A 14929-nucleotide genomic window follows, 5' to 3' on the forward strand; every position below is an offset into this window, starting at 1 on the left:
GCAGGCTACTTCTTCTTTCCCTGACCGAAATCTAGATTGTCGAGGTCTAGGCCTTCCATGCCCTTGGGCATCTTCGGCATTCCAGGCATCTTGGGCATACCCGGCATCCCACCGCCACCCATCTGCTCCTGCATTTTCTGCAGCTGAGCCATATCTGGCATGCCTGGCATTCCACCCGGCATCTGCGGCTGGGTGGGCTTGTTCTTTATTGGCTTACGCTTGCCATTTTTACCCTTGCGACCCTTGGGCTTTTTCTTCGTGGCCGAACGCTTCATACCGCCGCCGCCCATCCCGAATTGCCCGGCCATCTTGCCCATCATCTTCTTAGCATCGAAGAAACGGTCCACCAATTGGTTAACCTCGGCCACAGCCACACCAGAACCAGCTGCGATGCGCTTGCGGCGGGAGGCATTCAGGATCTTGGGATCTTCGCGCTCAGCAGGGGTCATGCCGCGGATGATGGCTTGAATCCGATCGAGTTGGTTCTCGTCGACCATGCTGGCCATCTCGTTCATCTGCTTGCCACCAGGCAACATCTTGAGCAGATTGCCGATTGGCCCCATCTTGCGAATCATCAGCATCTGATCGAGGAAGTCTTCCAAAGTGAGCTCGCCAGAGCCCATCTTCAGTGCGGTTTCCTCGGCCTTTTTCTGGTCGAGAACGCCTTCAGCCTGCTCGATGAGGCTGAGCACATCGCCCATACCAAGAATTCGGCTGGCCATCCGCTCGGGGTGGAAGACATCGAAATCTTCCAGCTTTTCGCCAGTGGAGGCGAACATGATCGGTTTGCCCGTGACCTCACGGATGGACAGCGCTGCGCCACCTCGGGCGTCACCGTCAAGCTTGGTCAACACCACACCGGTGAAATCCACACCATCACGGAAGGACTGAGCGGTGGTGACCGCATCCTGACCGATCATGGCGTCAATGACGAACAAGACCTCATCCGGGTTGATCGCATCCCGAATATTGCGGGCCTGGCTCATCAACGTCTCGTCAATGCCCAATCGACCAGCGGTATCGACGATGACCACATCGTGGAGTGTTCGTTTAGCCTCTTCGATTCCTTGCTTAGCGACGCCAACGGGGTCGCCGTGGGAGGTTCCCATCTCGTGCTCATAGGATTCCATCGACGTGCCCGGATCGGGTGCGAAGGTAGGAACACCTGCCCGTTCACCCACGATCTGGAGCTGCTGGACCGCACCGGGTCGCTGGAGGTCACAGGCCACCAGCATCGGGGTGTGCCCCTGCTTAGTCAGATGCTTAGCCAGCTTGCCGGCCAAGGTGGTTTTACCCGCACCTTGCAGGCCTGCCAGCATGATGACCGTCGGCGGATTCTTGGCCAGCTGAATCCGTCGGGTCTCACCACCGAGGATCTCAACAAGTTCCTCGTTGACGATCTTGACCACTTGCTGGGCCGGGTTAAGAGCTTCAGAGACCTCCGCGCCAGCGGCGCGTTCCTTGATCTTTTTAATGAAGCCGCGGACAACCGCCAACGAGACATCGGCCTCGAGCAATGCGAGACGAATCTCGCGGGCTGTGGCATTGATATCCGCCTCGGTCAGCTTGCCCTTGCCACGTAGCCCGGTAAGGGCACCGGTTAGGCGGTCAGACAGAGACTCAAACACTGGGGCACTCTCCTGCGATAATCAGGCTCAACGTGATTTGCGATAACTTCCCTATGCTAACTGGTTGCCAGTGCTCGGGTCACATCCTTGTCCACCTGATCGCGGTCAACGGTCCCTTCGAAGGCGGCCTGAACGATCATTGTTGCCCCCGGCGTTCGCATACTCAACCAGCTAACCTCGGGCAGAACTGCCAACAAGGTACCCAAAGCGGCAGGGCGATCTATGGTGCGAACCTCGAGCACATTCGCGTTCCACGATACTGCCGTCGGACCGGGCTTGACCTTGGGCAGCTTCGAATAAACCCCAGAGTAGTAGGACTGGGTAAAGGAGACAGCATCTGCGGCCTCTCGAAGCGTCTCCACTCCAGGTCGAGCATCAAGTTCTAGATGCAGTGTGCCGTCCTCGGCTACCGCCAACTTCGCATCAATAATGTTCCATGCTTTGGCAAAGATTACGGCCAGCACACCCACCACATCAGTTTGTTGCTTGCCGCTCCACCAGATGGTCAGGCTTTGGCGCTCCTGATTCATCCGGAGTCCGATCTCACTCGGGGCTTCCACGACGGGTCGATCTGGCACCAACTCGGTCAGCGCGCGACGAGATCTGGAAGCAAGGACTCTTAGGCCGGCTTCTAATCTGTGATTCCACACCCCCGGTCCGGTGGCTTTGGCATCAGCTTCGGTCAACACTTCGAGTAAATCAACTGTTACTTGGTCGTAGTGAAGAGCATCGAGCAACTGATCGCGTGTTTTATCAGAATAGGGGTCAGCGACCGCGACCAGCCGAGCGATAGAGGTGTGCTCGGCCACGAGAGTTTGCACTCGAGAAAGGTCAGAAAGATTCAAGCCCAACCGCTTAGCCATAGCTGTTACCAACTCAGCTCCAACTTCGGCATGAGGGCGCCCGTAGCCCTTACCAATGTCATGGTACAAAGCGCCCAGCAACAGTAGATCAGGGCGAGCGACAGTAACTGTGGCTGCTGCGCAATAGGAAACCGTAACCAAGGAATGCGCATCAATCGTATGAATATGGGTGCGCTCACGCGGTAAGAGTCCTCGGATATGCGCCCACTCCGGCACTAACTGATCCCATAGACCGTGTTGATCGAGGACGTTGATGACATCAGCACTGTGCTCCGGGGAGGAAAGCAGTGCAAAAAAGTCATCGGCGGCACTTGCCGACCAGATCTCAGGTAGCTCAGGAAGATCTGCTAGCCGACGCCAGGTGTATTCATTGACCGGCAGCCCTGTTCGCGCTGCAGCTGCAGCGACTCTCAGCAGGAGGAAAGGATCCTCCATGTCAGGCTTGCGCGACAAGGTTATTTGTCCGCCATAGTCGACCACATCTAGATCCAATGGACGCCTAGGTGCTCGCGCTCCGCGACGGGCGGCATGATTGGACAGCGAGCCACGAGCGGTAGCCATACCTGCAGTTACTGCCCTATCGATGTTGCGCGCAGCGTCAGCAATTTCCGCTGCTAGCGCGTAGCGATCTGGCATCCCCAGCTCGCCGGCAATATCTTCCGCGAACTCCGGGTCAAGGATATCCCGTAGACGATGAGCTTGCTCATGAAGAAGTGTGCGGACATTAAGCAGCAAGAGACGTTCTTCGGTCAGCGCAGTGGCATCGCAAAGATTGGCAAGAGCTAACGCGCGCAAGAGATCAATGTCTCTTAAGCCTCCCCGACCATGTTTGATGTCGGGATGAGTCATATTGACAACCGAGCCAGCTCGCCGCCAACGGGCAGCGGAGGTAGCCACCAGGTCGTCGAAATTACCTTGAATCTCTGAGCGCCATCGTCTCCGGGCAAGATCACGGGTGCGATGTGTCAGGGCGGGATCTCCCCACAGGTGTCGCATCTCTAAAACCGCAAGAGCTGCCGTGGACTCCTCACCAAGGATCCCTGCGCAGTCTTCGGGAGTGCGTACAGCGTGGTCTAGGCGATATTTTGCGTCCCAGATCGGATACCACAGAGCCTCCAGCTCAGCGGAGGTGACCTCAACTGAGTCCGGGTGCAGCAGGATCAGATCAAGGTCGGAAAAACCAGTCATCTCCCCCCGCGCTAGGGAGCCTGTAGCCACAAGGGAACAGTGCTCCGGTAACGGGAGGGAGTTGATTAGATCAGTCGCGCGAGCGACTGCCGCCTCACGGATGGAGGTCGGATCAGAGGGCATCGTCGTTGCGCTCGCCGGTACGAACGCGGATGGCGTGCTCAACTGGGGTGACCCAGATTTTACCGTCTCCGGCTTTGCCCGTGTAGGCCGCCTTGGCAAGAGCGTCAAGAGCATCATCGAGGAGGTTGTCAGTGATGACCAGCTCAATCTTGACCTTGGGGACGAACTCAGTGGCATACTCGGCACCGCGGTAGACCTCGGTGTGGCCGCGTTGCTGGCCATATCCCTGGGTTTCGGTAACGGTCATTCCATGGACTCCGATTGCCTCGAGGGACTCACGGATATCAGCGAGGGTGAAGGGCTTAACTACTGCAGTTACGAGTTTCATCGTTCTACTCCTGGGTTGTCGGCTCATTCTTGCGTCGGGAGGATTCTTCTCCACCGCTTTCCGTTAAGGAACTCGGGCGGGATTCGTAACCGACAAGGTCATTGTATGCGGATTCGCGGTGCTCGTGGATATCAATGCCATCGAATTCAGCTTCGCGGTCGATGCGCCAGCCCATGACTGCGCGAAGGAGAAGCGCGATCAGTGCGGTGACAGCTCCGGCGAAGACCACAGCAACCAGTGCGATGGCAATCTGGACGCCCAAGAGGCGCATACCGTCTGCGCCACCTCCGGTGAAGACTCCGATATCGGTAGCGACAAATGCCAAGCCGATGGTGCCCCAGAGGCCAGCGACCAGGTGGACGCCAACGACGTCGAGGGAATCGTCATAGCCGAAGCGGTACTTCAGGCCAACGCCCAAGCACGCCAAGCCGCCACCGATAACACCGAGAATCAAGGAGGTCACTGGAGTCAAGGCTCCAGCGGCCGGGGTGATGGTAACCAAGCCAGCAACGACACCGGAAGCAGCGCCGAGTGAGGTCGGTCGACCATCGCGGATCTTTTCCACTGCCAACCAGCCGAGCATTGCGGCTGCGGTAGCGGCGGTGGTGTTGATCCAAGCCAAACCAGCGACTCCGTCGGCGGCGAATGCGGAGCCACCGTTGAAGCCGAACCAGCCGAACCATAGGAGGGCAGCACCCAACATAACCAGCGGAAGGTTGTGCGGACGCTGTGCGGAGCTAAGGAAGTCGCGGCGCTTGCCAATCATCAAAGCCAGGACCAAAGCTGCGGTACCTGCAGAGATGTGGACCACGGTGCCGCCGGCGAAGTCGATCGGAGCAATGGTGGCTTCACCATCGGTGGTACCGAACAACAAAGCTGCGACGCCGTTTTCGGAGTGAGACAGCAGTCCCCCGCCCCACACCATGTGTGCCAGTGGGAAGTAGACGAAAGTAGCCCAGAGGCCGGAGAAAACCAACCAGGTGCCGAACTTCACTCGACCAGCCAGCGCACCGGAGATCAAGGCGGTGGAAATTACGGCGAAGGTGAGCTGGAATCCAATATCAATGACATTGGCGTAACCAGCAGCACCAGCGAGGTAGTTCCCGGATTCATCAACAATCGAATCACGCAATCCGAAGAACTCAAATGGATTGGCAAAGATTCCGCCGATGGATTCCGAGCCGTAGGACATTGACCAGCCCCACAGCACGTACACAACGGTAACTACACCGAGGGTGCCGAAGGACATCATCATCATGTTCAGCGCCGAGCGACGCCCGGACATTCCGCCGTAGAACAACGCCAGGGCGGGAGTCATTAACAAAACCAAAGATGCTGACATGAGCATCCAACTGGCATTGCCTGATGCAATTACGACTTCTTCCGCATTCATAGGCTGGCCTCCTTGTGACTAGAAGCTCGGACACAAAATCCGAGCGATTCGGTAACTATCAAATCTGTAGGTCGACCGATTTTGTCGACGCTTTGACTATAGAGCCATGAGGATGTTTTCGATAGTCCGATAGTTAAACTACCTTGAAAGCCCCTTTTTTTTACCCCCGACCAATCCACCCAAGACGCAAGAAACCGCCTGGAGGATTATTCTATTTCCCCTCCAGGCGGTTCCTACCGAACTATTCAATTAGCCCAGCAATGCATCGACGAAACTCTCGATTTCGAACGGTGCCAGGTCATCTGCACCTTCTCCTAGGCCAACAAGTTTAACTGGGACTCCCAGCTCTTCCTGGACCTTAAAGACGATTCCCCCCTTGGCCGTACCATCTAGCTTGGTCAGCACCACTCCTGTGATGTCGACAACATCACGGAATACGCGGGCCTGGGTCAATCCGTTTTGGCCCACCGTTGCATCAAGAACCAGGAGAACTTCGTCAACGACAGCCTTCTTCTCCACCACTCGTTTAACCTTGCCCAACTGATCCATCAGACCCGTTGCAGTGTGCAAGCGCCCCGCAGTGTCAATCAACACCACATCAGCTTGCTGCTCGATTCCCTTAGCGACGGCGTCGAAGGCCACCGATGCGGGATCTGCTCCCTCCGCACCACGCACCGTCGAAGCACCAACTCGCTTACCCCAGGTCTCCAGCTGGTCGGCGGCCGCAGCACGGAAAGTATCGGCGGCACCTAATACGACCTTGTGCCCCATCGATACCAACACTCGAGCAAGCTTGCCCGTGGTTGTGGTCTTGCCTGTGCCATTAACACCAACTACCAAGACGACGGCAGGCTTGCCTTCATAAGGCATGGCCTTAATAGAGCGGTCCAAATCAGGACGACCAGCTTCAATCAGCGTCTCTCTGAGCGTTGCACGTGCTTCGGCTTCGCTGGTGACTCCTTGGCCGGCAATCTTCTCCCTGAGTGACTCAACGACCTTCATCGTCACAGCGGTACCTAGATCAGCCATGATCAACGTGTCTTCAATTTCTTCCCAGGCATCTTCATCAAGATCTCCTGCGGAAAGAATGCCGAGCACGCCTTGGCCAATGACGTTTTGGGAACGCGATAGCCTGCCGCGAAGGCGTCCCAGCCTTCCGGATGCAGCCTCGATGTCTTCAACCGGAGCAGTTTCTTCCGCAGGAGCTGGCTTTTCTTCTGGGACCGGAGTCTCTTCGAGTGCAGCTTCGACAGCTTCCTCGACCACCTGCGCGGCCGCGGCTGCTTCCTCCGCCTCTTCAACAACCTCTTCAACAACTGGGGTCTCAGGTGTTGGCTCCACCACAGCTTCAACCGGTTTATCAGCAACTTCAGGTACTACAACTGGCTCAACAATCTCTGGCTGCGCAGGCTCAGCAACTTCCACGGCTTCTACCGGCTCTGTTTGCTCGGGTTCTACCGGAGTAGTCGGCTCTACAGGTACTGCATCCTCGATAGCCTCGACAGGCTCTGCGGGCTCCGGAGTTGCAGGCTCTACTGGAGCAACAGGTTCGGCAGGAGCAGCTGGTTCGACGACCTTCGGAGTCTCTTCCGCTGCTTCCACAGCCTCCGCAGGTTCTGCAGACTCCACGTCCTCCACAGGTTCTGCAGACTCTACAGATTCTGCAGTCTCTGGCTGCTGTGGTTGCACTGGGACAGCGGGCACAACCGGTTCAACAGGAGCAACAGGTTCGGCGACCTTCGGTGGCGTCTCCGCTGCTGCTACCTCTATCTCTACCTCTGAGGCAGGTTTTACCTCCGGGGAGGCTAATTCCTGGTCGGGCAAAAGAGCAGGCTCTTTAGTAGCTTCTTTGGCTGGGGCAAAGTTGAAACCACCGGCTGCCTGGTAATTTCCCGACTTTTCTTCTCGGGTCAATTCCTTTGGTGATTCATCCTTCTTTTCGAAGCTGACGGTCTTAGATTTTTTACGCTGAATCCCGTAGACGATGAGCGCGACTACCACCACAGCGATGATGAGCGCGATGATCCCGATAAGAAGATAGATGTCCATGCCCTACATAGTGGCAGTAGCGAACGAATTTCTCACACTTAATCGAGATCGGGTTTATTTCACACAGCTAATTATCTGAACCTGGCTGGTTCTCGCTATCAGCGGGTAGTGAAACCCACGACGCCTTTCGGCGTCGCCCACAACACGACGACAGTCTCGACTCGACCTGGCCGGCGGTAGGAACTGGGCTGTTGTTCTAAACGCTCAAGCAGTTCTGCCACCTGCCCGGATGGTCCTTCAACGACGACACAAACGCGGCCGTCGATAAGGTTGTTGGCAGAGCCTGACAGGCCCAATTCCATGGCCTGGGAGCGGGTCCACCAACGAAAACCAACCCCCTGAACATTGCCGTGGACAAAGGCGGTCAGTCGGGTCGGTTTCTCGTTCACCGAGCTTGGTCTTTCTCGCTACGACGCGTGGCCGAATCGGACCCATCCCACACCTCGACGTTTTTAAGCTCCGGAAGCATGTCCCGGTGGAATACCGGATCCAGGCCAGCAGTGCGCTGTTCGCGGTAGTTGCCCAATAGTTTGATGGCTACTCCAGCCAGCGGCACGATGGCAATGAGGTTGATGATCACCATGGTGGCCGCGAAGGTATCACCCAAAGCCCAAACCAACGGCAGCGAGCCGATGGCACCGAAGAACACGAAACCGATGACGACGACGCGGAAGGAGTTTAGCCACATCGACGACTTCGTCAGGTACTGGATATTGGCCTGCGCCAGGTAGTAGTTGCCCAGGATGGAGGAAAACGCCAAGAAGAAGAGGACAAAAGTAACGAAGTGAGTACCCCAAGGGCCAACGACGTTAGCCAACGCCTCCTGAGTTAGGGATGCACCCTGAATGGATTCGCCATACACCGGATTGGTACCAAGCAAAATGATCAGCGCGGTGATGGTGCAGATCACGAGAGTATCGAAGTAGACGCCCAAGGTCTGGACCAAGCCCTGCTTGACCGGGTGTGAAACGGTTGCCGTAGCAGCAGCGTTGGGGGCCGAGCCCTGCCCTGCTTCGTTGGAGAACAACCCGCGACGCATACCGTTGATGAAGGCGGCACCGACGGTGGCACCAGCGACTTCACGGAAGCCCAAAGCTTGACCAACGATATCTGCCAGGACTCCAGGTACTTCCTCGATACGCAGCACGATCACGATCCCAGCGACCGCCAGGTAAGCGATCGCCATGAAAGGAACGAGTACCTGGGTGACATTGGCAATGCGGTGAACCCCGCCAAAGACGACCGCAGCGGTAGCAAGCGCCATAATGCCGCCAACAACCAGCTTGAAAGCTAGGTCATCGCGATCAAGGGAACCACCGACGGCTTCCACGATGGAGTTGGTCTGAATAGCGTTATAAACAAAGCCATAAGTAAGGGAAATGGCGACAGCAAAAATTAGTGCCAAACGCTTGGCGTTCATTCCTCGAGTCATGTAATAAGCCGGGCCGCCACGGTAGGTGCCATCAGGATCTCGGGTCTTCCATAGCTGTGCCAAAGTCGCCTCGACGAAGGCGGTAGCGCCACCGATGATGGCGATCATCCACATCCAAAACACCGCGCCGGGTCCACCAAGGGTGATGGCCACCGCGACTCCGGCGATGTTGCCGGTACCTACGCGTGAGGCCGCCGAAATGGTGAAGGCCTTGAACGCGGAGATTCCGTTATCTTTCTTTTTGTCTTCTCCTTTGCGCACGTCCTCATCGGGATCATTGTGACCAGGTTTTTCGATAATTGCCCGGAACATATCCGGGACCATCCGCAGCTGAACGAGAACCGTCCGGATGCCAAAGTACGTACCTGCAGCAATCAGCAGCCACGGGACGACAGTCCAGAGATTGTCATTAATAGTCCCGGTAATAAAGGACTCGAAGGATTCCATGGGAAAGAAACTACCATGGGATAGAAAACATCCTGCACCCAAGATGGCGCTAGATTTATGATTTCTGGCAGGCCACATAGTGGTGAGCGAAACCAAAAATGGCGAGGAAATTTAGCTCAGGGTGATGGAGTACGCGCACAGTTTCGAGGCAATATTTACGCCGATTCAGGCTAGATTTAGCCAGTATAATTAGGCGAACACAATGCAGAAAGACACAAGGGTAGATAACAATAATACCGCTTCTCAGAAACATCGCCCTTATCGCACCACCACGAGATCTAAAGCCACATCCCGAACGGGAAGCTCGCACACTCTGCTTCTCTCCTATCTAGTTTTCAGATCTTGGAGCATCATGGCTGTTCAATCATTTAGCGACTATCTCAACCATATTGGCGACCGCACTGATCTTTATGAACTGGTGGCTGGCTATACCGGCGCCCAGAAGGTCATTTACCCTGGCAGCTATCTTGACCTGGCACCTTCCTATATCTGGCACGACGTCACCTACTTGGATTCTGATGCCCGCGCCCAGCGAGCTTTCGCACAGCCGAATACCGCTCAAGATCTGGCGCGTCGCTTTCGGCGCTACGCGTACGACCCCAGCATCAGCTTCGTGGCTGGGGATTACACGCACACGCTCAACGAACTTCCTCGCGACGGTTGGGAGCTGGCTATCTCGATGTATACCGGCCCAGTTTTCGAACATATAAAGCAGTGCATTCAGCCCGGTGGCTGGTTATTGGCCAATAACAGCCATGCCGACGCTGGCTTGGCTTTCCTTGATCCTGATTACCAACTCGTCGCGGCAGTGTCCCAGCACGATGATGGCTATCAACTCATTACTGAGAACCTCAACCAGTTTTTCCAGCCCAAGCGCCCGCCTCACCCCACCAATGAGTACCTGCTTAACGACGGCCGAGGAGTTCGCTACACCCGCACCGCTGATGTCTATCTCTTCCGCCGCGCAGCTATCAACCCTGTTGGCACTGCGGGCAAAAATGGCTCGAGCGGTTCATGAACTTCTCACGCCTGATTGGAGTTAGACAACGAGGACACGGCTGCCCTTGCTGCCCATAGACATTGAGGGAACGGGAAAAGTAACCAGAGGCACCATTGACGTTGACATAAAGAGCATCGAAACTGGTTCCACCAGCGTCCAAAGCGCGGCGCATGACCTCAGCGGCGGCGTCGAGAAGCGCAACAACATCGCGCTGGCGCAGACTTGAAGCCCGGCGCGTTGGCGAGATCTGTGCCTGCCAGAGGGACTCATCGGCATAGATATTGCCGATTCCGCTGACTACCGTCTGATCAAGCAACACCGATTTGATCGCTGCTTTCTTCCCTCTGATGCGTCGAGCCACCGTGATTGGATCAAAGTCCTTTTCGAGCGGATCAAGCGCAATATGGGCGGCTGGTTCCGGGACGCCACCTACCATCGGGGTATGTAGCCAGCGTCCGAACGTTCGTTGATCGACGAAGGCCAGTTCGAGCGCATGCCCGTTTTTAGTGCTCAGTTCTGAATGGATCCGCAGATGCGATGAGGTGCACGATCCGGGCTCGCCTACGAGCAGTTGGCCACTCATCCCAAGATGGATAAATAGAGCAGAATCCTGCCCTAAATCACACCAGAGGTATTTTCCACGCCGATCTACCGAGTGGATCGTGGCACCGTTGAGCAGGGCTGCCAAGGGTGCATCCTGGCCACGGTTAGCGCGCGGATGTAGCACCTCAACATCAGTGAAACGGGCACCTAATAGGTGTTTTTCCAGCCCGCGACGAACGACCTCGACTTCCGGAAGTTCGGGCATATCAGGACGCTGAGGTGTCCACTCGGGCCGCCAGCGGATCCTCACGTAAGGCCAGGAAAGCCCGATGTGCGGACTCCTGCTCAGCAACCTTCTTATTTGGCCCCTTACCTAGGCCAAGTTCCACTCCGTTGACGCTCACCACAGCAGAGAAGGTCGGGTCATGTTCCAGACCAACCGACGTCGCCGAATAAACCGGCATGGGGTATTTCAGCTCAGCGGCACGCTCTTGAAGCGTGGTCTTCCAATCCCGATGCAGACTGGAGGCCGAGGCGTTCTCGATCTTTTCTGCAAACAAACGCAGGACCACATCGCGAGCAGTCTCGAAATCATGCTCGCGATAAATGGTGCCTAGCAACGCCTCAGTGGTATCGGCCAGGATGGAGTCTTTGTCTCTTCCCCCAGTGACAACTTCGCCGTGGCCCAGCAGAATATGCTCGCCAAGATTAATCTCGCGCGCAATATCGGCCAATCCGTAGCGGGAGACGATCGAGGCACGCATCTTCGAGATATCCGACTCCGGGCGAGAGGGATAGTACTCATAGAGCTTGGTGGCCACTGACAGACCAAGAACTGCGTCGCCGAGGAACTCAAGGCGCTCGTTATTGGGCAGAGTGCCGTTCTCATTGGCAAAACTGCGATGGGTCAGAGCTAGCCGCAAGTTCTCATCTTTAAGCTCCACCCCCAGGCAATGGAGCAAAGGGGTGTGATCGACCGCCACGAAAGCCGCGTCGAGGGCTTCTTGGCCGGTGAGGCGATTGCGCCGGCGGGTCATAGGAATTTCTCCAGGTCTGCCCAGCGAGGATCGAGGAGTTTGCCCTCATCTTCACCAGATACGCCGTCCGGTGCCGGGGTATCCCCGTCATCACAGCCATTTCCACAGGTCGGGTTGAAGGGCAGGCTTAGTCCTGCCTCATTGATCACGGTCTGCAGGAGATCGAGTTCTTCATTAACAATCAATGGCACCTCCTCCGCGATCTCCTCGGCATCATCTGCGGCTTCGCCGGTGATGAAGTCCGCAGAGAAGGAAAATACCTGACTGACGTGCAGGTCTGCGGTTGGGTGCAAGCTGCGCAAGCAACGAACGCATTCACCGCTAAGGACGGCGTGCACATCGGCGTTGATGAGCACCCCACCACCAAGGGAAGTCAAGGTGGCCTCAACGGTCACCTCACCTCCCTCAGGGATGCCGATCATCTCGGGTCCGATACGGGTTGGGCTGGGGCCGGTCTGAGTGCGCTGATCGAAATCAGCGAGCCGGGCGGTGTGAAACAGAAACGGTGAAGTCATAGCGTACCGAGCCTACTCAGTCCTGCGGCGGCTGGTGTAGTCGGAGCCTGCAACACCGTAATCTCCACTGCTGGAACCCACTGCCCCGGCGCCACGACGAAGCGCGCTGCGGTCACGAGTAACTGACCGCAACACGCTGGAGAGAGTCTCTTCAAACTCTCCGAGCTTGGAGTCTACGAATTCATCACACTCATTACGCAGCCGGTTGGAATCGGTATGGGCAGTCTCGACAATGCGGCGAGCTTCTTCGCTTGATCGGCGAACCACCTCGGAGTCAGAGACCAATCGCTGTTGTTCGCTCATCCCCTCATCCACGCTACGACGGTAGGATTCTTCGCCGTCCGAAATTAGGCGATCTGCCTCAGATTTAGCCCGATGAACGGTCTCATCTGCTTCACGGCGAGCAGAATCGACGAGGTGATCAGCATCATCTTGGGCCTGGTTCATAATCGCGGCAGCACGCTGCTGCGCATCAGCGATCATGGCATCAGCATCGTCCTGGGAACGCGCGATGGTCTCTGCCGCTTGAGTTTCGGCATCGGAGACCATTCCGTGGGCTTGCTCTTCGGCGCCACGGAGAATCTGCTCCTGCTTATCTAGTACGTCCTGGGCATCATCGATTTCGATCGGTAGAGCGTTGCGCAAGTCATCGAGCAACGCCATCGTGTCCTGGCGCGGGACCATACAGTTCGATGTCATGGGCACGCCATAAGCATGCTCTACGGTCTGGTTGAGTTCATCAAGTGCCTCGAATACGCGATACATAAGTGCCAGGATACCGACACTCACCGATGCAATGATGGTGATAATGCTCGGGTGTGTCATCAATTCGCCCGGCGCGACTAACTACCCCAGACAAAAAGCTTCCTAAGATTCCGTCAATCGCGGTATCTCAGGAAGCTTCCTATTTATGACTCTCAGATACTAGACAACACCCTGAGCGAGCATGGCGTCGGCGACCTTACGGAAGCCAGCGATGTTCGCACCCATGACGAAGTTGTTCTCGTGGCCGTATTCAGCGGCGGTCGAGGACATCGTTCCGAAGATGTTGGACATGATCTGGTGCAGACGCTGGTCGGTGTACTCGAAGGTCCAAGAGTCACGCGAGGCGTTCTGCTGCATCTCCAGTGCGGAGGTAGCCACGCCACCTGCGTTGGCAGCCTTACCGGGGGCAAAGAGGATGCCCTTGTTGTGGAAGAGCTCAACAGCCTCCGGGGTGGAGGGCATGTTGGCGCCTTCTGCGACGTAGCGGACACCGTTGGCAGCCAAGGTGGCAGCGTGCTCGCCGTTGAGCTCGTTTTGGGTGGCACAGGGCAAAGCGACATCAGCCTTAAGATCCCAGATGGAACCTTCGGTGTGCATCGTGGCGCCATCGGCGTCTTCGACATAGGCGGTGACCCGCTCGCGGCGGATTTCTTTAACGTCACGGAGGAGTTCAACATCGACACCATTGGGGGTTTCGACCCAGCCGGAGGAATCAGAGAAACCGACGACTGTAGCGCCAAGCTCTTGAGCCTTCTGCATGGCGTAGACCGCGACGTTGCCGGAGCCGGAAACGATGACCTTAGCGCCATCGAGGGAATCGCCGGCAGCCTTCATCATTTCCTGAGTCAGGTAGACGACACCGAAGCCGGTAGCCTCAGTACGAACCAAGGACCCGCCCCAGGTCAGGCCCTTACCTGTGAGGACACCGGACTCATGCTGGTTGGAAAGGCGACGGTACTGACCGAAGAGGTAGCCGATCTCGCGGCCACCGACTCCGATGTCACCGGCGGGAACGTCGCGGTACTGGCCGATGTGGCGATGCAGCTCAGTCATGAACGACTGGCAAAAGCGCATGACCTCTGCGTCGGACTTACCCTTGGGATCGAAGTCAGATCCACCCTTGCCGCCGCCGATGGGCAGGCCGGTCAAGGAGTTTTTGAAGATCTGCTCGAAACCGAGGAACTTCACGATGCCCAGGTTGACCGAAGGATGAAAGCGCAAGCCGCCCTTATACGGGCCCAGCGCAGAGTTGAACTGCACTCGGAAGCCGCGATTGACCTGAACGAGACCTGCGTCATCGACCCACGGCACACGGAAGATGAGCTGACGCTCAGGCTCGCACAGTCGCTGAATCAGACCGTAATCGGCGTAATGGGGATCCTTGTCGAGGACCACCTTGAGGGAATCCAAAACCTCGGAGACTGCTTGATGAAACTCCGGCTCGCCAGCGTTTCGCTTGAGCAGCATATCGTAATAGGTAGAGACCTGTTCTTCGACAGACATCTATATCCTTTCCTCCGGGGACTCCGGGTTGGTAGACGATTCCTATTTGAGGATAGTTTTCACGGGAGATGTCTTCCGCGCAAATTGCACCCCTGTTAGCTAAGTCACTTAACCT

General features: G+C 56.6%; 13 protein-coding genes. 1 reads left to right on the plus strand and 12 read right to left on the minus strand.

Annotated elements, in window-relative coordinates; translation table 11 throughout:
- Positions 1 to 5 precede the first annotated feature (5 nt).
- The 7 genes from ffh to C5L39_RS03485 all read right to left on the minus strand — a co-directional run bounded on the left by ffh (position 6) and on the right by C5L39_RS03485 (position 9451).
- Entirely contained in the window at positions 6 to 1628 is a 1623-nt protein-coding gene (gene ffh / locus C5L39_RS03455) for a signal recognition particle protein (protein ID WP_123047477.1), read from the minus strand.
- A 56-nt stretch (positions 1629 to 1684) separates the two neighbouring features.
- Complete coding sequence (locus tag C5L39_RS03460; RefSeq protein ID WP_123047478.1) at positions 1685 to 3802, minus strand: [protein-PII] uridylyltransferase; 2118 nt, start codon at positions 3800 to 3802, stop codon at positions 1685 to 1687.
- Positions 3792 to 4130, minus strand: coding sequence for a P-II family nitrogen regulator (locus tag C5L39_RS03465; RefSeq protein ID WP_123047479.1), 339 nt, complete (start codon positions 4128 to 4130; stop codon positions 3792 to 3794). The genes C5L39_RS03460 and C5L39_RS03465 overlap by 11 nt, the downstream gene beginning before the upstream one ends.
- Before the next feature lie 4 nt (positions 4131 to 4134).
- Positions 4135 to 5523 (minus strand): ammonium transporter, encoded by a 1389-nt coding sequence (locus tag C5L39_RS03470; protein WP_123047480.1) that lies wholly within the window; start codon positions 5521 to 5523, stop codon positions 4135 to 4137.
- 249 nt (positions 5524 to 5772) lie between these two features.
- Positions 5773 to 7572 (minus strand): signal recognition particle-docking protein FtsY, encoded by a 1800-nt coding sequence (gene ftsY / locus C5L39_RS03475; protein WP_123047481.1) that lies wholly within the window; start codon positions 7570 to 7572, stop codon positions 5773 to 5775.
- A 98-nt stretch (positions 7573 to 7670) separates the two neighbouring features.
- The gene (locus tag C5L39_RS03480) at positions 7671 to 7961 is read right to left on the minus strand and encodes an acylphosphatase (RefSeq protein WP_123047482.1); all 291 of its coding nucleotides are present in this window, start codon (positions 7959 to 7961) and stop codon (positions 7671 to 7673) included.
- Positions 7958 to 9451: an alanine/glycine:cation symporter family protein gene (locus C5L39_RS03485; RefSeq protein WP_123047483.1), complete on the minus strand. Its 1494-nt coding sequence runs from the start codon at positions 9449 to 9451 to the stop codon at positions 7958 to 7960. The genes C5L39_RS03480 and C5L39_RS03485 overlap by 4 nt, the downstream gene beginning before the upstream one ends.
- Before the next feature lie 352 nt (positions 9452 to 9803).
- On the opposite strand from C5L39_RS03485, the gene C5L39_RS03490 reads away from it, so the two are divergent.
- Positions 9804 to 10469 (plus strand): hypothetical protein, encoded by a 666-nt coding sequence (locus C5L39_RS03490; RefSeq protein WP_123047484.1) that lies wholly within the window; start codon positions 9804 to 9806, stop codon positions 10467 to 10469.
- On the opposite strand, the gene mutM is transcribed toward C5L39_RS03490, so the two are convergent.
- The 5 genes from mutM to gdhA all read right to left on the minus strand — a co-directional run bounded on the left by mutM (position 10423) and on the right by gdhA (position 14814).
- Entirely contained in the window at positions 10423 to 11259 is an 837-nt protein-coding gene (mutM, locus tag C5L39_RS03495) for a bifunctional DNA-formamidopyrimidine glycosylase/DNA-(apurinic or apyrimidinic site) lyase (protein WP_123047485.1), read from the minus strand. The genes C5L39_RS03490 and mutM overlap by 47 nt on opposite strands.
- Position 11260: 1 nt before the next feature.
- Positions 11261 to 12031 carry a ribonuclease III gene (gene rnc, locus C5L39_RS03500; protein WP_123047486.1) on the minus strand — a complete coding sequence of 257 codons (771 nt, stop codon included), beginning with the start codon at positions 12029 to 12031 and terminating at the stop codon, positions 11261 to 11263.
- Positions 12028 to 12546 carry a YceD family protein gene (locus C5L39_RS03505; protein ID WP_123047487.1) on the minus strand — a complete coding sequence of 173 codons (519 nt, stop codon included), beginning with the start codon at positions 12544 to 12546 and terminating at the stop codon, positions 12028 to 12030. Before C5L39_RS03505 ends, rnc begins: the two co-directional genes overlap by 4 nt.
- A gap of 12 nt (positions 12547 to 12558) precedes the next feature.
- Positions 12559 to 13311 (minus strand): ATP synthase subunit B family protein, encoded by a 753-nt coding sequence (locus C5L39_RS03510; protein ID WP_123047803.1) that lies wholly within the window; start codon positions 13309 to 13311, stop codon positions 12559 to 12561.
- 159 nt (positions 13312 to 13470) lie between these two features.
- Positions 13471 to 14814: an NADP-specific glutamate dehydrogenase gene (gene gdhA, locus C5L39_RS03515; protein WP_123047488.1), complete on the minus strand. Its 1344-nt coding sequence runs from the start codon at positions 14812 to 14814 to the stop codon at positions 13471 to 13473.
- Between the last annotated feature and the right edge of the window lie 115 nt (positions 14815 to 14929).

Origin of the sequence: Corynebacterium alimapuense (genome assembly GCF_003716585.1) — a bacterium.
In the GTDB taxonomy this organism is placed as follows: Bacteria; Actinomycetota; Actinomycetes; order Mycobacteriales; family Mycobacteriaceae; genus Corynebacterium; species Corynebacterium alimapuense.